Raw genomic sequence first — 22,781 nt, forward strand, 5'->3', positions numbered from 1 at the left:
GCACTCCCCCTCCCGGCATACCATTGCGGTGCCCCTCGTCGGTCTGACCCAGAAGAAGAGTGCGCAGTGAAAGTCATCAGCATCGTCGGCGCCCGTCCCCAACTGGTGAAGCTCGCGCCCATCGCGGCCGCGTTCGCAGAGACGGAGCACGAGCACTTCATTGTGCACACCGGTCAGCACTACGACGCCGACCTCTCCGACGTCTTCTTCCAGGGCCTCGGCATCCCCGACCCGGACGTCCACCTCGGTGTCGGCTCCGGCAGCCACGGCGCGCAGACCGGCGCCGTCCTCTCCGCCCTCGACCCGGTCCTGGAGCGGGAGAAGCCCGACTGGGTCCTCGTCTACGGCGACACCAACTCCACCATCGCCGGCGCCCTGTCCGCGGTGAAGATGCACCTCCCCGTCGCGCACCTGGAGGCGGGCCTGCGCTCCTTCAACCGGCGCATGCCGGAGGAGCACAACCGCGTCCTCACCGACCACTGCGCCGACGTGCTGCTCGCCCCGACCGAGGAGGCCATGCGCCACCTCGCCGACGAGGGCCTGAAGGAGCGCGCCGTCCTCGCCGGCGACGTGATGGTCGACATCTGCCTGCGCATCCGCGACGCCGTCCTCGCCGGCGAGCACCCCGCGCCGGCCCTGCCCGAGGGCATCGACCCGGAGCAGCCGTTCCTGCTGGCCACGATCCACCGGCCGGACAACACCGACGACCCGGAGCGGCTCGCCGCGATCGTCGACTCGCTGGCCGCGCTGCCGCTGCCGGTCGCGCTGCTCGCCCACCCGCGCCTGGTCGCCCGCGCCAAGGAGCACGGCATCGAGCTGGCGAAGGGCTCCGTCCGCGTCGGCCGCCCCCTGCCGTACGCCGGCCTGGTCGCCGCCGTGCTGGCGTCGTCGGGCGTGGTCACCGACTCCGGCGGCCTGCAGAAGGAGGCGTTCCTGCTGGAGCGCGTCACGACCACCATCCGCCCGGAGACCGAGTGGGTCGAGACGGTCGAGTCCGGCTGGAACGTCCTCGTCCCCGACCCGCACACGCTGTCCGCCGACACGTGGGCCGCCACGGTCACCCGCACCGCGCCCACCGCCGACAAGGGCACCCCGTACGGCGACGGACGCGCCGCGCACAACGTCGTCCGCATCCTGGAGGAACGGCTCACGCAGGCGGGCGGCGACGCCTGACGCCCCCGCGGACCGGGGCTCCCCGCGCGCCCGCCCCGGCCCGCCCGGCACCCCGGTCCGCCGACCCGCTCCGGCCCGGCCCGCAGCCTCTCCGCAGGCACCGCGGCCGGGTCGGGACGGCCGGCCGGCGGTGGCAAAGCCGGTGATAAAGTGGCGCGTCGCCGTGCAATCTCGTAAGGAAGTCGACATGAAGCAGGCAGCATCCAGGGATGCGGCCGTGGTCACGCCGTGGTATCCGACACGGGAGTTGCCTTTCCGGGGTTCCTTCGTCTACGACATGGTCGCCGCGACGGCGCCCGGTGTCGACAACCTCACCGTCTACCACGGCGACGCCTGGGTCACCGCCATGGACCCCCAGACGACGCGGGCCATCGAGGCGGCGGGCGCCAAGCTGCTGTCCCGCGCCGCCCACCGCGTGCCCACCGTCGGGGGCGCCGAACTCGTCCACTACCCCGTCACGATGCCGCGCGGCCAGCTCTACGGAGCCCAGGCCCGCAACCACGAGCGCCACCTCCGCAGCCTGCTCGGCGGGAAGCCGATCGACGCGCCGGTGGTCCACGCGCACGTCGGCCTCCCCAGCGGATGGGCCGCGCTCCACAACGCCCGTCCCGACGCCCGGGTCTTCGTCACCGAGCACGCGTCGTTCCTGGAGACCGTCCTCGAAGACCCCGACTCCGCGCAGATGTACGACGAGCTGATAGAGCGCGTCACGGGCTTCCTGGTCGTCGGCCAGCCCCTCACCGACGTGATCGGGAACAAGTTCCCGCACCACGTCGACAAGCTGATCCAGATCCCCAATCCGATCACCTTCGACTACCCGCGGCCCGAGCCCGTCAAGGACCTGCGCCGCTGGCTCTACCTCGGCGGGATACTGCAGCGCAAGGGCGTCAACCTGCTCGTCGAGGCGTTCGCCCGGTGCCACGCCGAGGACCCGACGCTGAGGCTCACGCTGGCGGGCGACGGCGACCAGCGCCTCCCGCTCCTGAAGCGCATCGAGGAGCTCGGCCTCAGCGACGTCGTGGACATGCTCGGCCCGATACCGCACGACCAGGCCCTCGAGGTGATGCGCAACCACGACCTGCTCGTCCACGCCAGCCGGTACGAGACGTTCGGCATGACCATCGTCGAGGGCATCGCCGCCGGCATGCCGGTCCTGGTGACCCGCTGCGGCGGCCCCGAGGAGACGCTCGCGGGCATCGAGGACGCCGCGGGCCAGTTCATCGACGTGGAGGAGAACCCGGAGTCGATCATCGAGGGCTTCCGGCGCCTGCGCGCGCGCTTCCTCGACGGCGACCTGGACCTCGAACGCGCCCAGGCGAAGCTGGCCGCGGCCTACAGCTTCGAGTCCGTGGCCCAGGCGCACTACCGTCTCTGGTTCCCCGACTCCCCGTGATGGAGTGACATGCAGGTTCTGTTCCTGGCCCTCGGCGGTGCGCGCAAGCGGACCGTCCTCGAAGAGTCCGCTGCCGTCGTCGCGGCCGGCGGCCGGGCCGTCGTCCTCGTCAGCCAGAAGCAGCCCTGGGCGTCCACGGCCTTCGCACCCGGTGTCGAGCTGGTGACGCTCTCCGAGCTGGAGGCGCGGCACCTGCCGCACCGCCTCGAACGCGCCGTCCTCTACAAGGGACCCCGGCGCGTCGCGGGCGCGGTCGGCCGGGGCCCCCTCGGCCCGAAGACGAAGAAGGCCCTCAAGGCGTACGAGAAGCGCGTCGCCGGCCGGGTGCACCGCCGCGTCTTCGTGCCGCTGCACCGCCGGGTGTGGCCCACCGCCGCGGCCCGCATGGTGCTCCGCTGCTTCGAAACCCACGGGGGCCCGGACCTCGTCGTGGTCAGCGACGCCCATTCGATCCGCAGGGCCGTGGAGATGATGGAGTCCTGGCACTCCGACGGCCGGAAGATCCCGCGCGTCTGCTACAGCGTCGACTCCGGGGCGCCGTCCTTCGTCGCCGACGCGTCGCCGAAGCGTCCAGCCGCTCGCTGACCTACCGAGGAAGACTGATGAAGAACCGTAGCGAACGGCGTCCCCGTGTGCTCTACCTGGCGTTCTACTTCCCGCCGTCGCGGGCGAGCGGCGTCTACCGGGCCCGGGCCACGGCCAACCACCTCGCGGAGAAGGGCTGGGACGTCACGGTCTGCGCCGCCCCGCTCGACTTCCTCCACAACGTGATCGGCTCGGTCGACGAGGGACTGTCGAAGACCGTGGACCCGAGCATCCGCGTCGAGCGGCCGTCGCTCAACCAGTACAGCTGGCAGAACGACCTCCGCCAGTACAGCTGGCTGCGCCGCAGCTTCCCGCTGATGGCCAAGCGCGTCTACGAGTTCAGCCAGACGAAGCTCTTCCCGGAGCGCTACTCGTCCTGGGCGTGGGCCTCCGTCACCCGCGCGCTGAAGCTGCACGCCAAGCAGCGCTTCGACGTGGTCATCGCCACCGGCAACCCGTTCGCCTCGTTCGGCGCCGCCTGGCTCTTCAACAGGCTCACGGGCGTCCCGTACGTGATGGACTACCGCGACTCGTGGACGCTGGACCTCTTCCACGACGAGCCGGCGTTCCCCGAGGGGCACATCGCCTGGGCGTGGGAGAAGCGCATGCTCGACAAGGCGTCGGCGGCCGTCTTCGTCAACGAGGCCCTGCGCGGCTGGCACGCCGAGCGCTACCCGGAGGTCGCCGACCGCATGATGGTCGTCCCCAACGGATGGGACGCGGACGTGCTGCCGAAGGCCGCGGAGAGCGCGGTCGCCGAGGCCGGGGCCAAGGCGGAAGCGGAGGCGGAGGCGGAGACCGCGGCGGGCGAGAAGGAGCGGGCCCCGCTCAAGTTCACGTACCTGGGCACCCTCACCGCCAAGCAGCCCGTGGAGGAGATGGCCGAGGCGTTCAAGATCGCACGCCGTCACCCGGACATGGCCGGTGCCGAGCTGCAGATCCACGGGCACCTGGGGTTCTTCAAGAACAGCCCCGGCGTCCTGAAGGCCCGTCTGGGCCTCCAGGACGGGCCGAGCCCCGAGGGCGTCGAGGACACCGGCCTGCGCTACTGCGGACCCGTCTCCAAGACGGAGGTCGGCAGGGTGTACGAGGAGTCGGACGTCCTGGTCTTCCTCGCGGGCGGCGGCAAGTACGTCACGTCCGGCAAGATCTTCGAGTACATGGCCTTCGGCCACCCGATCGTCTCCGTCCACCAGCCGGGCATCGCCGCGCAGGACGTCCTCGACGGATACCCGCTGTGGTTCAACGCCAACAGCCTGGACGTCGAGGAACTGGCCGCGTCGATGGTCGCCGCGGGCAAGGCGGCCCGTGACCTGACGCCGGAGCAGCGCGAGGCGGCGCGGCGGCACGCCGACACGTACACGCGTGAGGCGACGCTGATCCCGTTCGAGCGGCGGCTGCGGGAGATCGTGGGCCGCTGAGCCGCGTACCGCGCCAACGGGAAGGGCCCCGACCGGATCACCGGTCGGGGCCCTTCCCGTTCACGTCACTCCGTGTCGTACGCGGTGCGGTCCAGGCTCGTCGTCACCTTCAGGTGCGGGTGGGTCTTCGCCCACTTCCAGCCGGTCACCGTGGAGTTGATGTCGCTGACGAATACGGTGTCCACCTTGTCCAGGGCCAGCTCGGGCAGCACCCGCCGCTGGGTGATCCGGGCGAACAGCTGCGGCCGGACCTCCCGGTAGCCGCGGTTGAAGACCTTCTTGTGGAAGGCGTTGGCGACCTTCGTGTGGGCGCGCTGCACGGTCGCGACCGCCAGCTCGGGGCCGATCGCCTCACGGTTCTTCGCAGCGATCCGCCGGGCCCGCCGCAGGACGGCACGGGGCGCGCGGTAGACGAGGAACCGCTCGGCGCGCGGGATGCGCAGCTTCTTCTCGGCGTCCGCGACGCTGACGACGGGCACGCTCGGGTCGAGGGCCAGGCCCTCCCACAGGGCCGGCGGCTGGGCGGTGACGAGGGTGACCTCGGCGCCCTTCTCGACGAGGTGGTTGGCGAAGTCGACGACGCGGCGCGGCTTGGCGGGCGTCAGCGCCAGGACGACGGCGCGGCCGACCGGCTCCGCGCGGCGGGCGGGCGCGGCCCCTTCCGCGGCCTTCGCCCCGGTCTCCGCCCGGTCGCCGGCCGCGTCGTCCGCCCGCTCGTCCCCGGCACCGGCCTCGGGGGCCTGGGGTACGGGAGGCAGCGCCCCCCCGTACACCTCGACGAGCTGCTTGCCGACAGCCTCGCACCCGACGCGGCCCTCCAGGACCTCGCGGGCCGCCGGCAGGTCCAGCTCACCGGCGCGCTCGCGCAGCCGCCAGTACGCGTCGACGATGACCTGCGGGTCGTCGCTGACGTCCATGAGCGCACCGGCCGCCGTCTCGATGCCGGCCATCGTCTCCTCGGGGCCGCCGCTGCGGGTCACGAGCACGGGGAGCCCGGACGCGATCGCCTCGACGACCGTCATCCCGAAGGTCTCCCGCTTGCTGGCGTGCACGAGCAGGTCGTACTCGTGCATCAGCGCGCCCACGGCCTCCGGGGCGACCGGCGGCAGGATGCGGAAGCGGTCGCCCAGGCCCAGCTCGGCGCCGCGGGCGCGCAGCTCCTCCTCGACGGGGCCGTGCCCGACCATGGTGAGCGTGGCGCGCGGCTCCTCCGCGGCGACCAGCGCGAACGCCTCCAGCAGCTCCTTGACGCCCTTCGGTTCGAGGAGCCGGCCGAGGTACAGCCAGCGCAGCAGCTCGGGGGAGCGCTCCGGGCCCGGCGTGAAGCGGTCGAGGGAGATCGCGTTGGGCAGGACGCCGACCTTCTCCGCGTACTGCGGGAAGCGCTTCACGACCTGCTCGCGCAGCGCGGCGCTGACGCACATGAACGCGTCGGCGCGCTCCAGCACCTCCTCGTAGAGGCGGGCGGCGGGGGGCTGCGAGAGGACCCGGCCGAGGAAGGAGGAGTGCTCGGTCACCACGATGCGGGCGTCGGGGCGGGCGAGCCGGGTGGCCACGACACCGCCGTAGATGCCGGTGTGGGCGTGCACGACCGGGGCCTCGATCCGCCCGGTGGGCAGGACGCTCCGCACCGCCTCCACCTGCGTCTCGGCCCAGGGGGCGTAGTTCTTGCGGAGGAGGATCGGCACCGGGACGCGGACGACGGTCGCCTCGTCGGCGTCCAGCACGTGGCCGAGGGCGCCGCGCTCCCGCAGGCGTTCGGCGGTCACCCGGATCGCGTCGTGGAGCGGGGCGGACGCGCGGCCGGACCAGTCCTCGGTGTGGAAGACGGTGACGCGCTCGTAGTTCCCCGCGACGGCGGCGGTCGCCGCCTGCACGAACGATCCGGCATACGGGTTGTTCGGCGACGGGTACCAGGGGGTGACGACGGCCAGGTCGGAGGGGGCCACGGCGCGCCCGGCGCCGTGCGGCTCCAGCACCAGCGTGACACCGGGCCGGCGGCGCTTCACGATCCACGCGACGGGGAGCGCCTGGGCGTCGCCCGCGACGACGGTGTCCGCCTGGGCGAACGGGCCCGACTTGGCGGCGGCCAGCTTCTTGGCGGGACCCCAGGCCGTGCCGTCCTTGTCCGGGGTGAGGCTGACGACCTCGACGCCGTCCAGCCCGCCCAGCTCCTCCAGCGCCTCGCGCCACACGGGAGCGTCCAGCACGACCAGGGAGACCCGGGACCCCGAGGAGGCGAGCTCCTTCACCTGCTCGCGTGTCGCCCGTACTCGGTATGTGCCAAGCGCGAGATAGAGCACGTGGCTGTTCATCTGGATCCCTTCGCCCTTTCACCTGCACGCCGCGCACCCGTGCGGCGGAAGAGTCCCCACGGGGTTCGGTACGGAGATACAGCGCGGCGGCACCACCCTACCGAAGGCGGTACCCCCTCCCGGCACGCGGCCGGGGCCGCCGTCAGCCCTCGTCTTCGACGAGGACGCCGTCCTTCTCCCGGTACCGGGCACCGGTCTGCGGGCACTCCCACGCGCCCTCCTCGCCGGCCCGCTCGACCAGCCGGACGCCGGCCCTGCCGACCCAGCCGATCTGCCGCGCCGGGACCCCCACGACCAGCGCGAAGTCCGGCACGTCCCGCGTGACGACGGCACCCGCGGCGACCATCGCCCAGCGGCCGACGCGCACCGGCGCGACACACACGGAACGGGCACCCAGCGACGCGCCCTCGCCGACCTTGACGCCGACGGCCTCCCAGTCGCCGCCGCGCTTCAGCTTGCCCTCGGGGTCGACGGAGCGCGGGTTGTGGTCGTTGGTGAGCACGACGGCGGGGCCGACGAACACGCCGTCGCCCAGCTCGGCGGGCTCGTAGACGAGCGCGTAGTTCTGCAGCTTGACGTTGTCGCCGATCCTGACGCCCGTACCGACGTACGCGCCGCGCCCGATCACGCAGCCTTCCCCGAGCCGGGCGTTCTCACGGATCTGCGCGAGTTCCCAGACACTGCTCCCGGCCCCGATCTCGGCGGTCTCGTCGACCTGGGCGGTGGGCTGGACCCTGTAGTTCACTCTGCTGTCTCTTTCGGGGGACGGCGGAAGTCTTCGTCGCCAGAGCATACGCGGAGGGCCTTCCCGCCCCGCGCGCGGCGGGGTCAGGGGGAGTGCGGCCAGACGAGCATCAGGTACACGCCGTAGGCGGTGGACACACCGGCGGCCGTGCCGAGCAGCGTGTACATGGTGGACGGCCGCGCCGCCGCGAGGGCGCGCGCCGCGGGTATGAGCAGGGGGAACGCGGGCAGCAGGAAACGGGCCTTGGAGTGGAAGTACCCGGCGCCGCCCACGGCGATGAGCAGCAGCATCCCGGCGTAGACCAGCAGGACGGCGGGCTGCCGCTGCTGGACGCAGATGACGAACATCACCACGGCGGCCACGACGGTGGCGGCGCCGACCGCGGTGTTGAGGTTGAGCGGCAGCTTCAGGAAGACGTCCGCGAGGCGGTGCAGGGTGAAGACGCCGCCGTCGAAGGTGCTGCCCCACTTCTCCTGCACCTCGAAGTAGCCGCGCCAGTCGCCCGCGCGGTAGCCGACCCACCCGAACCAGGCGAACCACCCGAGCGGCGCGACGGCGACGGCGGTCAGCAGCGGCCCCGTACGGTCGGGGCGTTCCCCGTCCCCGGCGGAGGCGGAGGCGGAGCGGCGGCGGGAGGCGAACAGGGCCCACAGCGCGGCGAGGACGACCGCGGCGACGACGGCGGACCCGGAAGGCCGGGTGAGCCCGGCGAGCGACGCCAGCACCCCGGCGGAGACCCAGCGGTGGCGGAGGGCGGCGTACAGCGACCAGGCGCACAGGGCGGTGAAGAGGGGTTCGGTGTACGCCATGGACTCCACCATGGCGTGCGGGGCCACGCCCCACAGCACGGTGGCGACGACGGCCGCGCGACGGCCGGCCACGCGCTCCACGACAGCGTGGACGCCCCAGGCCGCGAGCAGCGCGGCGACGACGGCTATGCCCCAGGCCACGTGGGCGGCGGGCAGCGGCAGCAGCGCCGAGCCGCCGCGTATCAGCGCCGGGTAGAGCGGGAAGAACGCGTACTTGCACAAGGGGCCCTGGACGGTGCAGGAGTCCGTCATGGGCGCCGCGTAGCCGTGCTCCGCTATGTGGGTGTAGTACACGGCGTCGTACCTGCCGGTCAGCAGCAGGCCGAGGTCCGGGTCGTCGTCCCCGGCGCGCAGCGCCACGGCCGCCACGCCGAGGCAGCGTACGACCGCGTAGGCGAGAAGCGCCGGCCAGGCCCGGGCGGCGGCGGCCCGCAGCCGGCGCGGAAACGATTCGGTCGCCGGGGCGCGGCGCCTGCGGTGCGCCCGGCCGGTGTGCGGCGGGGGAGTCCGGGGCGGCTCGGTCTGCGCTGAGGGCATGGACGGCTTCTCCGCGTTCTGGCACTGGGAAGGCGGGCGCCGGCCGGCCTGGGGCCGTGCCCCGCCGGGGGTGGACGGTGGCGGCGCTCAGCACCGCGGGACGAGCCGGCCGAGACGGTGCCCGATGCCCCACGCGGTGACCCGCCACAGGGCCTCGACCACGATGGCGCGGCTCATCTTGCTGTCGCCGTGCTCGCGTTCGACGAACGTGATCGGCACCTCGGCGACCCGGAACCCGGCCCTCACGGTGCGCCACGCCAGGTCGACCTGGAAGCAGTACCCCTGCGACGCGACCCGCTCCATGCCGAGCCCTTCCAGCGTCCGCCGCCGGAACGCCCGGTAGCCGCCGGTGACGTCCTTGATCGGCACGCCGAGGAGGACGCGGGAGTACAGGCTGCCGCCGCGCGAGAGGAACTCGCGCGACCTGGGCCAGTTCACGACCTTGCCGCCGGGCACCCACCGCGAGCCGAGCACGAGGTCGGCGCCGTCGAGGGCGGCGAGCAGCCGGGGCAGTTCCTCGGGCTGGTGGGAACCGTCGGCGTCCATCTCGACGAGCACGTCGTAACCCCGCTCGATGCCCCACGCGAACCCCGCGAGGTAGGCGGCGCCGAGCCCCTCCTTGCCGGCCCGGTGCAGCACGTGCACGTGGTCGTCGGAGTCGGCGAGCTCGTCGGCGATCTTCCCGGTCCCGTCGGGGCTGTTGTCGTCGGCGACGAGGACGTGGGCCCCGGGTACGGAGGCCCGCACGCGGGAGATGATCGCCGCGACGTTGTCGGCCTCGTTGTAGGTCGGAATGATCACCAGGACCGCTTCCGAGTCCGTGTCCCGCCGCTCGTTGATGTTCACTGCACCTTCACCTCGGGGTCCCGCCGGCGGGTCGGACGGCCGCGCGGTTCCCCAGAGCATACGGCGTCGTGCCCCCGTCCAGTGGGGCCAGGTCGGGTTGTCCCGGTCGTGGTGAAGTGCAGGGATCTGTGAACTCGCTGTGATGAATCCGTAACTGTGAGGCGGGGTTCCTGTCGAGAAATCACCTTGCGTGCCTGATCCCTCACCGTGAAGATCTCGATGTTGACGTACGTGTATTCGATTAGGGGAATACACGCCCGGCACGGGAAGGCCCTGGCGGCGTCTGGCCGCAGGGGTCCTGACAGCGGCGTGTCTCGCACTGGGACTGGGGGCGGGGGCCGGGCAGCCGGCCGTCGCCGCCGAGACCTGTGCCGGAGGCGTGAGCAGTGACTTCAACGGGGACGGCGTGCGGGACAAGGTCTTCGCGGACCCGCAGGCCACGGTGGCGGGAATGGAGAAGGCCGGACAGCTCCACGTCCTCCTGGGCGACGGGAAGGGCACGGTCCAGGTCCACCAGTCCATGCCGAACGTCTCGGACGGCGCCGAACCGGGAGACCAGTTCGGCTTCTCCTTCGCCGTGTACGACGCGAACCAGGACGGCTGCAGCGACCTGGCGGTCGGCATCCCGTACGAGGACGTCGGCACGGCCGCCGACGCCGGCCTCGTCCACCTGATCTTCGGCTCGACGCTGGGCATCGGACAGGGCACGCCCGACAAGGGCTTCCGGCACGGCGCGGCCCTCGGCGAGACCTCCGAGGCCGAGGACTGGGTGGGGTACGCCGTCGCCACCACGCAGTCGGCCACCGGCATCCCGTACCTGATCATCGGCGCGCCCGGTGAGGACGTCTCCGGCAAGACCGACAGCGGCCTGGTCTCCGCCGTGTACGGCACCGCCTACACCGCCGTCTCGTTCGACCAGGACAGCCCGGGGGTGTGGGAGGACCGGGAGGCGTACGACCAGTTCGGCTCGGCCATCGTCGCGAGCGGCGACTACTTCGTCGTCGGCGTGCCCGGCGAGTCGGTCGACACCGACCTGTCGGCCGGGGTCGTCATGGCGTTCCGGGCCTCCATCAACACCGACGGCATCCCCGCGCCGAGCTTCGGCATGGGGCAGCTGCGGGCGGCCGGTTCGGAGAAGTCCGCGGAGACCGGCGACCGCTACGGCACGTCGATGGCCTTCCTGCCGTATCGGCTCTCTCCGACAGACTTCAAGAACCAGTTCCTGCTGGCAGTCGGCGTCCCCGGCGAGGACCTCGCCGACGTGATGGACGCGGGTGCCGTGCAGACGTACAGGATCTCGGGGACCGGCGAGGTCACCGAACTGAACTGGATCGACCAGAACACCGCCGACGTCGAGGGCGAGGCCGAGCCCGGCGACTTCTTCGGGCAGGCACTGACGGCCCTCGATATCGGCGGATCCGTCAGCACGGAGACCAACACGCGTCTCGCGGTGGGCGTTCCCGGCGAGGAGTCCACCGAGGAGCACCTCGACAAGGGCGGCGTCCACATCCTCCCCTTCCTCGGCGCCCCCGGCGCGAGCGACCGCTGGATCGAGCCGGGCGCCGGTATCCCGTCCCCGCCCGCCTCTCGGCAGCTCGTCGGCACCAGCCTCGGCACATCCGGCACCGTCCTGCTCGTCGGCATGCCCTACGGCCCGGCCGGGGAGCACGCCGTCCACGGCTTCCCGGGGGGCAGGACGTCCGACGCGGCGCAGATCTCGACCTGGAAGCCCGGCCAAGGCGGCATCCCCGCGGGCGACGGCGCGTTCGGCGCGGTGGTCCGGTGACCCCGCCCCGCACCCCGAGGAACGGCACCACCGACAAGGGAAGGAAGAACGTGTCCACGCGGATACGCCGCAGCGGCCTGCTGCGCGGCGCGGCGGTGGCCGCGACGGCGAGCGCCGTCCTCGCCGCCGGCCTCACCGGGCTCACCGAGCCCGACGGGACCGCCAACACCGGGACGGCCGCCGCCGCGCGGCCCGCGTCCGGACCGGCCGCCACCGAGGAGGCGGCCAAGGAGGCCGCGCGGGAGAGCGGGAAGCGCGTCGAGGTGCTCGGCCTGCGCGGCGAGCGCCGCGACGTCTTCGCCGAACCGGACGGCACCTTCACGGCACGCGAGTACACCGAACCCGTGCGCACGGTCCGGGACGGCGCGTGGGTCGGCATCGACGCCACCCTCGTCAGGCGCGCGGACGGCACCGTCGTACCGAAGGCGACCACCGTCGACCTGGCCTTCTCGTCCGGCGAGGCGGGCAAGCCGTTCGCGACGCTCCGCCGGGCGGGCCGCGAGTTCGCCCTGACCTGGCCGTACGGCAAGCTCCCCGCGCCGGTGCTGGAAGGCGACACGGCCACGTACGCCGACGCCCTGCCGGGGGTCGACCTGACCGTGCGCGCCGAGACCGACGGCTTCGCCCACCTCCTCGTCGTCAAGACGCCCGAGGCGGCGGCGGATCCCCGGCTCGCCCGGATCGACCTGGGCCTCAGGACCAAGGGCCTGAAGCTCACCAAGGACGCCTCCGGCGCGCTGAAGGCCGAGGACGCCGCCGTCGGCGGCACCGTCTTCCAGGCGGGCAGGCCGTCCATGTGGGACTCGGCGTCCGTCGAGGAGGCCGCCGCGAAGCCGCAGGGGGCCAAGGCCGTGGCCCGCGCCCTCACCGCCGACGGCGCCCCGGCGCCCGCACCCGCGCTGGAGGGCCCCGGCGGGGGCGGCCGCACGGCACCGCTCGGGATCGAGATCGGCAAGGGCAGGCTCGGGCTGGTCCCCGACCGCGCGCTCCTCACCGGCCCGGACACGGTCTTCCCGGTCGTCATCGACCCCATCCAGCGCACCACCTCGCGCAGCGCCTGGACCGGCGTCATGTCGGGCATGCCGACCGAACAGGACTGGAAGTACAGCGACAGCGCCGGCGTGGGCCGCTGCCCGACCGACTACAACCCCGTCTCCTGCAACGGCGTCGGCGTGCGGCGCGTGATGTTCACCGTGCCGATGTCCTTCTACAAGGGCAAGCAGATCCTCGGAGCGACGTTCTCGGCCCGCGTGGCGCACATCTACCAGGCCCAGCCGACCGCCGTGCCCATCCAGCTCCACCGGATCGGCGGCGCGAACCACACGATCACCTCGTCCAGCAACTGGTCCAACACCAGCACCCAGTGGACCGACCACCTGCAGACCGTCAGCAAGGCGATCTCGCCCACCAGCTGCTCCAGCCAGGCCAACCTGCACTTCGAGAGCGGCTCCACCGGCGGGCTGACCAACCAGGTCAGGACGGCCGCGAACGGCGGCTGGTCCTCGATGTCGCTCGGCCTGCGCGCCGAGGACGAGGGCACCTTCTCCCAGTGGAAGCGCGTCTGCGGCAACGCCTACCTGTCGGTCAGCTACAACACCCTGCCGTCGCAGATCACCGCCGCGATGATGTCCAGCAACCCCGGCGGCGGCTGCAAGACCGGAACGGCACGGCCGTACGCGGAGGAACCCCCGAAGCTCTACACCGAGGCCCGCGACCCCGACCACGCCAACGGCCTGACCGACAAGGTCAAGGTCCAGTTCAAGGTCGAGTGGGTGGACGGCGCGGGCGCCGCCCAGTCCTACACCGCCGACACCGCCTACCTGGCACCCGTGGCGGGGACGAAGTTCTGGCACCAGGTCAAGTCGACCATCCCGCAGAACAGGACGATCTCCTGGAGCGTCCGCGCCTTCGACGGCGACGGCTGGGGCCCCTGGTCGGCGGCCAAGTGCGAGTTCGTCTACGACGCCACCCTGCCCGGCAAGCCGAACGTGCTGTCCGAGCAGTACCCGGCCGGCACCGTCTACCACGACGGCGTCGGGACCTACGGCACCTTCACCTTCTCGCCGAACCGGAACGACTCCATCCCGGACACCGACGTGGTGAAGTACCGCTACGCCTTCGACTCCACCGCGTCCCCCGCCACCACCGTCGCCGCCTCCGCGCCCGGCGGCCCGGCCTCGGTCCGGTGGATGCCGACGCGCCCCGGCCCGCACTGGCTGGAGGTCGTCGCCGTCGACAAGGCCGAGAACCCCGGCACCGTGCACCGCTACGAGTTCAACGTCAGCGAGGGCAGGGCCGCCGCCGCCCAGTGGAGCCTCGCCGACGCGGCCGGCAGCACCGAGGCCCACGACGAGCAGGAGAAGTTCTCCGCGTCGGCGGGCGGCGGCGTGACCTTCGGCGTCGAGGGCCCGGGCGGCAAGGTGGACTCCGCCGCCCGTCTCGACGGCAGTGCAGACGCCTACCTGGACGCGGGCCAGACCGTCCTCGACACCGCCGGCGGCTTCAGCGTCAGCGCCTGGGTGCGCCCGACCGACCTCAGCCGCGACATGACGGTCGTCAGCCAGGACGGCACGGGCGAGCCCGGTTTCACGCTCGGCTACAACGCCGTCGCCAAGACGTGGGCGTTCTCCGTCCCGCGCACCGACGTGCAGACCATCGGCGAATGGCGGGCGGCCGCCACCGGCCTCGCGGTCGTGAAGGACCAGTGGGTCCTGCTGACCGGCGTCTACGACGCCCAGCAGGCGCAGTTGCAGCTGTACGTCAACCAGACGCTCAAGGGCTCCTCGCCCCGCCTCTCCCCGTGGAGGGCGTACGGCCCCCTGCAGATCGGCCGCTCCACGGCGAAGACCGGCTACCGGGACAACTTCGCCGGCGACCTCGCCGAGGTCCGCGTCTTCGACCGCGTCCTGCCGGCCGCGCAGGTGGCCGAGCTGATGACGGTCAAGCCGGCGCGGAAGGGCTACTGGCAGCTGGACACGGCCACGGACGGCGCGTCCCCGGAGACGGGCGGCGGCAGCCCGCTCCAGCTGAACGGCGACGCGCACGTGTACCGTCCGGCGGACCCGGTCTTCGACGAGGCGGCCCTCGTCGGCGACGGGCACCTGGTCCTCGACGGCGACGGCGACTACGCCGCGACGGCGACTCCGCCGGTCACCGGCGGGAGGAGTTTCACGGTGACCGCCCGGGCACAGCTCACGTCGATCGACTCCACGGCCGCGCAGACCGTGCTCTCGCTGCCCGGCGCCCACGCCAACCGCGTGGCGGTGCGGTACCGCCCCGGCACCGAAACCGAGCCTCCCGTCTGGGAACTGGCCGTGGCGAGATCCGACGCGGCCACGGCGGAGGTCCACGTCTTCAAGGACGCCGAGCACATCCCGGACAACGAAGGAGCGGGCCAGCATCTGGCCGTCGTCTACGACGCCTTCGCCAACGAGATCCGGCTGTACGTCAACGGCCAGCTGACCGGCGCCGCGGACCGCGCGGACGACACGCTGTGGCCGGCGACCCGCGGTCTCCAGGTGGGACGCTCCCTGGTCGGCGACAGCGAGTACTTCGCCGGCTCCATCGACGAGGTGCGCGTGTACGACGGCGCTGCCGACACGACGGCGATCCAGAAGATGGCCCTCCTGGCGCCGCTGACCGACATCTGATCCACAGCGGGTGCGCCGGCCTCGCCGTCGCGGCGGCGCACCCGCACCACCTGCTCCACACCATTCCGAATCCGACCCCCGGAGCCTTCTGATGCCCCTACGTGGCCACCTGTTGCGCCACCGATTGCCGAGACGCACGGTCGCCGCGACCGTCCTCGGACTGTCCCTGGCCCTCACCGCCTCCACCGTCCAGTCCGTCGCCCACGCCGAGGACAAGGGCCGGGGCAGGCCCGGCGTCCAGGACTTCGGCGACCCGGTCGAGGGCACCGACGCCAAGGCCGCGCCCCGCCCGTCCGACGCGACCCGCAAGGCCGCGGTCGGCCGGCTCGACCAGGCGTCCTGGCCGAAGCAGGGCAGCGCGGACATACCCGTGTCGGCACCCGGCGCGAAGAAGCCCGCGACGGCAGCGCCCGGCGGCCTCCCCGTCTCCGTCACGGCCCCGGGAACCCCGGGGGCCAAGACCGCCAAGGCGGCACCCTCCGCCAAGGCGGCCACCGCCCCCGGCAAGGTCAACGTCGAGGTCCTCGACCCGGCACGTGCCGCCGAACTCGGTGTGGGAACCGCCTTCCGGGTGGAGCGCGCCGACGGCGGCGACAAGGCCGCCGAGGTCCGCGTCACCGTGGGCTACTCGGCCTTCGCCGAGGGCTACGGCGGCAGCTACGGCTCCCGCCTCCACCTCGTCCAACTCCCGGCCTGCGCCGCGTACGCCCGGCCCGGCTCCGCGAAGTGCCCCGAAGCCCCCAAGCCGCTGGCGACGGTGAACGACGCGAAGAACCGCACCCTGGCCGCCGACGTGACGGCCGTGCCCGGCGACACGGGCCCGTCGACCATGGCGGTCGAGAGCGCCCCGCTCGTCGCCGTCGCGTCCGGCCCGTCCTCCGCGCAGGGCACGTACAAGGCCACGGCCCTCTCCCCGTCCGCCAGCTGGAACGTCTCCCCCTCGTCGGGCGGCTTCTCGTGGAACTACCCGCTGCGTACGGTCCCGACCCCCGGCGGGCAGGTCCCGAGCCTGGGCCTCGGCTACTCGTCCCAGTCCGCCGACGGCCGCACGTCGGCGACGAACAACCAGGGCTCCTGGATCGGTGAGGGCTTCTCGTACGACCCCGGCTACATCGAGCGCCGCTACAAGCCCTGCTCGGACGACGGCCACGCCGGCTCCGGCGAGCAGTGCTGGGCGTTCGACAACGCCACCATCCTCCTCAACGGCAGCGCCACCGAACTGGTCAAGGACGACAAGTCCGGCAAGTGGCACCTCGCCTCGGACGACGGCTCCAAGGTCGAGAAGCTGACGAACACCGTCAACGGCGACAACGACCACGAGTACTGGCGCGTCACCACGACGGACGGCACCGAGTACTACTTCGGCCTGAACCGCCTGCCCGGCTGGACCGCGGGCAACGAGGAGACCGGCTCGACCTGGACGGTCCCGGTCTTCGGCGACGACGCGGGCGAGCCCTGCTACAACGCCACCTTCGCCAGCGCCCACTGCAACCAGGCGTGGCGCTGGAACCTGGACTACGTCAAGGACACCCACGGCAACGTGATGTCCTACTACTACCAGCCCGAGACGAACCACTACGCCCTGGGCGGCAAGACCGACGTCAACGGCACCCCGTATCACCGCGGTGGCTACCTCAAGCGCATCGACTACGGCCAGCGCGACGGCCAGGTGTACGCGGCGAAGGCCCCGGCCCGCGTGGTCTTCACGACCGCCGAGCGCTGCCTGCCGACCGCCGACTTCGACTGCGCCGAGTCCAAGCGCACGAAGGCGAACGCGGCCCGCTGGCCGGATGTCCCCGTCGACCAGGAGTGCAAGCCCAACACGAAGTGCACCGTCGGACAGACGTTCTGGACGACCAAGCGCCTCACGGGCGTCACCACCCAGATGCGCAAGGACGCCACGACGTACCAGGACGTCGACGCCTGGACGTTCACCCACCTCTTCACCGACAACGGCGACGACTCCAAGACGCTGTGGCTGTCGAAGATCGACCACGAGGGCCGGGCCGGCACGACGCCGGTCAAGCTGCCCTCCGTGGAACTCGCCGGTGAGCAACTGGCCAACCGGGTCGACGCGGTCGGCGACAACATCGCGCCGTTCCACCGCTTCCGCCTCGCCACGGTCCTCAGCGAGACCGGCGCCCAGCTCGACGTCAACTACGCCCCGGCGGAGTGCGCCGCGGGCGCCCTGCCCGCACCGGGCTCGTCGACGAAGCGCTGCTACCCGGTGAAGTGGTCCCCGCCCGGCACGATCGAGCCGACCACGGACTGGTTCCACAAGTACGTGGTCGCCGAGATCATCGAGACCGACCGCACCGGCGGCGGCGACAGCCTCGTCACCCGCTACGACTACTCCAAGGGCAAGGGCGCCTGGCGCAAGGCCAAGCCCGACGGCATCACCGACGCGAAGTTCCTGACGTGGGGCGGCTGGCAGGGCTACGACAAGGTCACCGTCACCAGCGGCACCGCCGAACAGCAGAAGACCCGCATCGACTACACGTACATGCAGGGCATGGACGGCGACAAGGACGCCTCCGGCGGCACCCGGACCGTGAAGGTGGCCGACTCCACGGGCACCGAGTACACGGACTCCGAGGAGTTCACCGGCCACCAGTTGGAGGCCGCCACCTACGACCAGGGCAAGATCGTCGCGAAGACCATCAGCCAGCCCTGGAGGTACCACACCGCCACCCGGACCCAGCCGTGGGACACGACGCACGCCTCCCTCGTCCGGCCCCGGGTGATCCGCGGCTTCACCCTGCTGTCGAACGGCACCTGGCGCGAGACCAAGGGCACCACGACGTACGAGACGTCGAACGCCACCGGTCGCGTCACGCAGGTCGAGGAACTCGGTGACGTGTCGACGCCCCGTGACGACACCTGCACCAGGACCTGGTACGCGGACAACGCGGACGAGAACATCCTGTCCCTGCCCTCGCGCAGCGAGTCCGTCGCCGTCGACTGCGCCACCACCCCGGACCGGAGCAAGCAGGTCCTCGCGGACGAGCGCACCTCCTACGACGGCCTCGCCTTCGGCGCCGCACCCGTGAAGGGGGACGCCACCAGGACCGAGCGCCTCGCCTCGCACGACGGCACCACCGGCACCTACCAGGTGACCGGTACGACGACGTACGACGCGTTCGGCCGCCCGCTCACCCAGACCGACGCCTCCGGGGCGAAGAGCACCACGGCATACACCGAAGTGAACGGCCTCATCTCCCGGACGAAGCTCACCAACGCCCTCGGCCACGTCACCTCCACCGACCACGCCCCCGCGTGGGGGGCGTCGACCGGTCAGACCGACCCGAACGGCAACCGCACGCAGCTCGCCTACGACGCCCTCGGACGCCTCACCTCCGTGTGGCTGCCCGACCGTCTGGCGCAGCAGTCGCCGAGCATCAGGTACTCCTACAACGTCCGCCGGGACAAGGTCGTCGCGATCAAGACGGAGAAGGTCGAGAACGACGGTTCGTACGGCGCCGAGTACACGCTCTACGACAGCCTGCTGCGCCCGAGGCAGATGCAGACCGAGGGCCCGGACGGCACCCGCATGGTCGCCGACACCTTCTACGACGGTGTCGGCAAGGTGAAGAAGACCAACGCCACGTACAACGCGGCAGGCGTCCCGTCGGACGAACTGCTCCTCGTCCACAACGGCGAGGTGGGCGCCCAGACCCTCACGGAGTACGACGGGCTGGGCCGCCAGACGGCGCAGATCTTCGCGGTCTCCGGCGTGGAGCAGTGGCGCACGACCACGAGGCACACGGGCGAGCGCACGGACGTCGACCCGCCGAAGGGCGGTGTGGGCACCACCACGATCACGGACGCCCTCGGCCGCACCTCGGAGATCCGGCACTACCGGGGCGACGCCCCCAACGAGCTCCTGGGCTACGAGGCGACGAAGTACACGTACACGCCCAAGAGCCTCCTGGAGACCGTCACCGACAGCAAGGGCAACGTCTGGCGCTACGAGTACGACCAGCTGGGGCGCAAGACCAAGAGCGTCGACCCCGACGCCGGCACCTCGACGACGCGGTACGACGAGCTCGACCGCCCGGTCACGGTGACCGACGCCCGCGGCAAGCAGACGTCCACGGTCTACGACAAGCTCGGCCGCGTTACCTCGACCTGGCAGGGCGCACCGGACACCGGCACCCGGCTGTCGGAGACCCGGTACGACAAGGCGGGATGGCTGGGCCAGGCATGGGCCACCCTCACCTACACCTCCGAGACCGAGTACTTCGCCTCGGTCGTGCAGGAGATGGACCGGTTCTACCAGCCGCTCAAGACGATGCACGTCGTGCCGGCCTCGCAGGGCGATCTCGCCGGCAACTACCTCTACACCTCCAGCTACAACGCGGACGGCACCCTGCAGGGCAGCACCCTGCCCGCGGCGGGCGACCTGCCCGAAGAAGCGCTGGTGTACCGGTACGACGCGCTGCAGCGCCCGACGGGCATGTCGGGTTACGTCACCAACGCGGTCTACTCCCAGCAGAGCCATCTGCAGCAGCTCGAACTGTTCACGGGGTCCGGAAAGAAGGTCTGGAACACCTTCGCCTACGAGAAGGGAACCGACCGCCTCACGCGCTCCCTGGTGGATGTGTACGGCGCACCCGCGCGCGCCAAGGAGTCGACCTACTCCTACGACCAGGTGGGCAACGTCCTGTCGATAGCGGACACGGCGAACACCGGCACGCCGGACGTCCAGTGCTTCCGCTACGACAACCGGCAGAGGCTGGCTGCCGCGTGGACCCCGTCGTCCACGGCGGCGGACGCCTCCGGCTCGGGCACCGTCGGCTCCACCGCCCCGGTCGGCGGCGTCGGCCCGGCGGCGTGCCAGGCGGCCCCCGGTGCCGGTCCGCTCGGCGGCCCCGCCCCGTACTGGAAGTCGTACGTCACCGACGCCATCGGCAACCGCACCTCGGAGACCGTGCACGACACGTCCCTGGACGCGTCGAAGAACATCACCCGCACCTACACCTACGGCGCGGCGGGAACGGCCGGGGACGGTCCGCACCAGCTGACCGAGGTCGTCGAGAACACGCCGACGGGCGACCGCCGGTCGACGTACGAGTACGACGCCGCAGGCAACACCACCAAGCGGGTCATCGGCGGCGACGCCCAGGTCCTCGAGTGGAACGACCAGGGCAAGCTCGCCAAGGCCACGGAGGCAGGCGGCAGCGAGACGACGTACCTGTACGACGCGGGCGGCAACCGCATCCAGCGCAAGGACCCGACCGGCACCACCGTCTACCTGCCCGGCATGGAGCTGAAGCTCTCGGCCGACGGCACGAAGAAGGAAGCCACCCGGTACTACACCTTCGCCGGCCAGACGGTCGCGGTCCGCACCAACGACAACAAGGTCTCCTTCATCGCCTCGGACCACCACGGCACGGGCGAGGTGGCGATCGACTCGGCGACCGGAGCGGTCTCCCAGCGCCGCTTCGACCCGTACGGCGTCGAGCGCGGCGAGGCCACGGGCGCGTGGCCGGGTGAGAAGGGCTACGTCGGCGGCACGATCGACAAGTCCACCGGCCTGACCCACCTGGGCGCCCGCGAGTACGACCCGGTGATCGGCAAGTTCATCTCGGTCGACCCGATCATCGACTACCTGCAGCCGCAGCAGATGAACGGCTACGCCTACGCCAACAACAGCCCGGTCACCTACTCCGACCCGAGCGGCCTGATCGTCGCCGAGTGCTGGCTGGGCCAGATCCACTGCGAGGGCGGACGCCCCACCAGCAAAACCGATCCGGTCAGCAGCGCCTCACAGGACGTCACGGAAGCGAACGACATAGTCGCGGGCGCCGAGGAGCAGAAGTCCAACGCGACACAGCGCATCAAGCGCGTCGCCAAGGCACTGGTCCAGATCGTCAAGGACGAACTCGGCATCAACGCCGCCTTCGACTGCGTCTCCAGCGGCGACATGGCCGCATGCGGTGAAACCCTGCTCAACATCGCGGGGAGCTTCGCCGGAGGCATCGCCGGGAAACTCCTGGCGAAGTACATGATGCCCTGGAACGTGAAGAAGGGGTGGGCGCTCGGGAAGAGAGTCGTCGGCCTGGTCGGCGACCTCATCGACGGCGTCAAGGACTACTTCAAGGCCAGCGAGTCTCTGGACGGTGCCAGGAAGGTCCTGGCAAAGGCACAGGACAAACTGGCGGCGGCCAGAAAGAAGGCGGCGGAGGCGCGTGGAAAAGCAGGTGAATCCTGCGAAATAAACCACAGCTTCCTGCCGGGCACCCTGGTTCTCCTCGACGACGGCACGACCAAGCCGATCGAGGAGGTAGAGCCTGGCGACAAGCTCACCGTGACGGACCCCGAGACCGGGGAGACCACGGTCCGCGAGGTCGCCGGCACGATCGTCACCGAGGACGACAAGCACTTCGTCGACCTGACGATCGAGGGCGATTCCGGTACACCCGAGGCGCTGATCTCCACCACGACGCACCCCTTCTGGGTGGAGTCCGAGAACCGGTGGATCGACGCGGGCGACCTCAAGCCCGGCATGGAACTGCGCACGGCCGACGGCGACGTGGCCCAGGTGGAGGGCGTCCGCCAGTTCGACGAGCGCCAGCGCACCCACGACCTGACGCTCACGGAAATCCACACGTACTATGTGCTGGCGGGGGCCACCCCGGTCCTCGTGCACAACTGCAACCTGAGTGACTATGCCGACAGTGTCCGCAACGAACCTGGGGTGAAGTTTGCCTCCGAGTACACATCGCCTTCAGGTGCGAAGTACTACGGCCGCAATAAGCACGGCCAGCAGGCAGAAGGGTCGTTGGCGGATGCACTCGAACGGGCAGGTCACCATGGAGGATGCGCGGAGGTGCACTGTCTAATTCAGGCGCAGGCGGCGGAGGGGCCCGAGGCCATCAGGGGCGGAACCATGCAAACGGTAAGGACACGGAATAACTCCATGCCGACATCGAATACGGATGGACATGGTGAACCGGCTCACCCGTGCGGCCGTTGTGGCAGACTGCTGGAAGACCTGGAGATCAACTGATGTCCCTGATTCGCTTCGACTCGCTCAGCGAGAATCTTCTTGGGGCGCTTGTTGCGTCCGGATGGAGCTCAGGCAGGAAGGTTGACGCAGGTCAATGGGTGGAGTCGCTGGAGAGTGAAGGGTACCGGTCTCATCCATTGGCAGAGGAAATCCTCGCGGCGGTGGGAGGGCTCTCAATCGAGCCGGTCAATCGAGTTGGCCCGAACTTCAGTAATGACGAGCCTTACGCATTCGATCCCATCGCCGCTGGATCAGGGCAGCGTGATCTAGCAACAGAGGTGGAGAGTGTTCTCGGTGGAGATTATTTCCCCATCGGCGAATGGCTCAGTTATTCAAGCGTGTTCGTCGAAGCCGGGGGGAGGGTGGTTGCTGCTGGCATGGGTTGGATTTGGGAGCTTGGTTCCACCTTTGAAAACTCCCTGGAGTTGGCAGTCTGCGCGAATCGCCCACTGATCTGTCTGTACTCCGATCCGGGACTCGATCCTTGGCCGAGGCCTGATTCTCGTTAG

At 71.2% G+C, this 22,781-nt stretch carries 12 protein-coding genes; 8 read left to right on the forward strand and 4 right to left on the reverse strand.

Features of this window, described 5'->3' with window-relative positions:
* The first annotated feature begins 66 nt into the window (after nt 1-66).
* The 4 genes from wecB to RND61_RS12925 all read left to right on the forward strand — a co-directional run bounded on the left by wecB (nt 67) and on the right by RND61_RS12925 (nt 4,572).
* A complete protein-coding gene (wecB, locus tag RND61_RS12910; RefSeq protein ID WP_315878042.1) occupies nt 67-1,173 on the forward strand; it encodes a non-hydrolyzing UDP-N-acetylglucosamine 2-epimerase in 1,107 nt (368 codons plus the stop codon).
* Nucleotides 1,174-1,360: 187 nt separating this feature from the next.
* Entirely contained in the window at nt 1,361-2,566 is a 1,206-nt protein-coding gene (locus RND61_RS12915; RefSeq protein ID WP_315878043.1) for a glycosyltransferase family 4 protein, read from the forward strand.
* A gap of 9 nt (nt 2,567-2,575) precedes the next feature.
* A complete protein-coding gene (locus RND61_RS12920) occupies nt 2,576-3,151 on the forward strand; it encodes a hypothetical protein (protein WP_315878044.1) in 576 nt (191 codons plus the stop codon).
* Nucleotides 3,152-3,168: 17 nt separating this feature from the next.
* Nucleotides 3,169-4,572 (forward strand): glycosyltransferase, encoded by a 1,404-nt coding sequence (locus tag RND61_RS12925; protein ID WP_315878045.1) that lies wholly within the window; start codon nt 3,169-3,171, stop codon nt 4,570-4,572.
* 65 nt (nt 4,573-4,637) lie between these two features.
* Here the strand turns inward: RND61_RS12925 and RND61_RS12930 are convergent, their stop codons facing one another.
* The 4 genes from RND61_RS12930 to RND61_RS12945 all read right to left on the reverse strand — a co-directional run bounded on the left by RND61_RS12930 (nt 4,638) and on the right by RND61_RS12945 (nt 9,884).
* Nucleotides 4,638-6,824: a glycosyltransferase family 4 protein gene (locus RND61_RS12930; protein WP_315878046.1), complete on the reverse strand. Its 2,187-nt coding sequence runs from the start codon at nt 6,822-6,824 to the stop codon at nt 4,638-4,640.
* 205 nt (nt 6,825-7,029) lie between these two features.
* Complete coding sequence (locus RND61_RS12935; protein WP_315878047.1) at nt 7,030-7,632, reverse strand: acyltransferase; 603 nt, start codon at nt 7,630-7,632, stop codon at nt 7,030-7,032.
* An 83-nt stretch (nt 7,633-7,715) separates the two neighbouring features.
* Nucleotides 7,716-8,978 carry a glycosyltransferase family 39 protein gene (locus tag RND61_RS12940; RefSeq protein ID WP_315878048.1) on the reverse strand — a complete coding sequence of 421 codons (1,263 nt, stop codon included), beginning with the start codon at nt 8,976-8,978 and terminating at the stop codon, nt 7,716-7,718.
* A gap of 87 nt (nt 8,979-9,065) precedes the next feature.
* Nucleotides 9,066-9,884 carry a polyprenol monophosphomannose synthase gene (locus RND61_RS12945; protein ID WP_391653371.1) on the reverse strand — a complete coding sequence of 273 codons (819 nt, stop codon included), beginning with the start codon at nt 9,882-9,884 and terminating at the stop codon, nt 9,066-9,068.
* A 319-nt stretch (nt 9,885-10,203) separates the two neighbouring features.
* Here RND61_RS12945 and RND61_RS12950 point away from each other — a divergent pair, with 319 nt between their 5' ends.
* The 4 genes from RND61_RS12950 (at nt 10,204) to RND61_RS12965 (ending at nt 22,781) form a co-directional block, all read left to right on the forward strand.
* Nucleotides 10,204-11,610: an FG-GAP repeat domain-containing protein gene (locus tag RND61_RS12950; RefSeq protein ID WP_315878050.1), complete on the forward strand. Its 1,407-nt coding sequence runs from the start codon at nt 10,204-10,206 to the stop codon at nt 11,608-11,610.
* A gap of 50 nt (nt 11,611-11,660) precedes the next feature.
* Nucleotides 11,661-15,260, forward strand: coding sequence for a LamG domain-containing protein (locus RND61_RS12955; protein WP_315878051.1), 3,600 nt, complete (start codon nt 11,661-11,663; stop codon nt 15,258-15,260).
* 124 nt (nt 15,261-15,384) lie between these two features.
* The gene (locus RND61_RS12960; protein ID WP_315878052.1) at nt 15,385-22,272 is read left to right on the forward strand and encodes a polymorphic toxin-type HINT domain-containing protein; all 6,888 of its coding nucleotides are present in this window, start codon (nt 15,385-15,387) and stop codon (nt 22,270-22,272) included.
* Nucleotides 22,272-22,781 (forward strand): SUKH-3 domain-containing protein, encoded by a 510-nt coding sequence (locus RND61_RS12965; RefSeq protein WP_315878053.1) that lies wholly within the window; start codon nt 22,272-22,274, stop codon nt 22,779-22,781. The genes RND61_RS12960 and RND61_RS12965 overlap by 1 nt, the downstream gene beginning before the upstream one ends.

The sequence above is a fragment of the Streptomyces tamarix genome (assembly GCF_032423885.1).
Lineage (GTDB): Bacteria > Actinomycetota > Actinomycetes > Streptomycetales > Streptomycetaceae > Streptomyces > Streptomyces tamarix.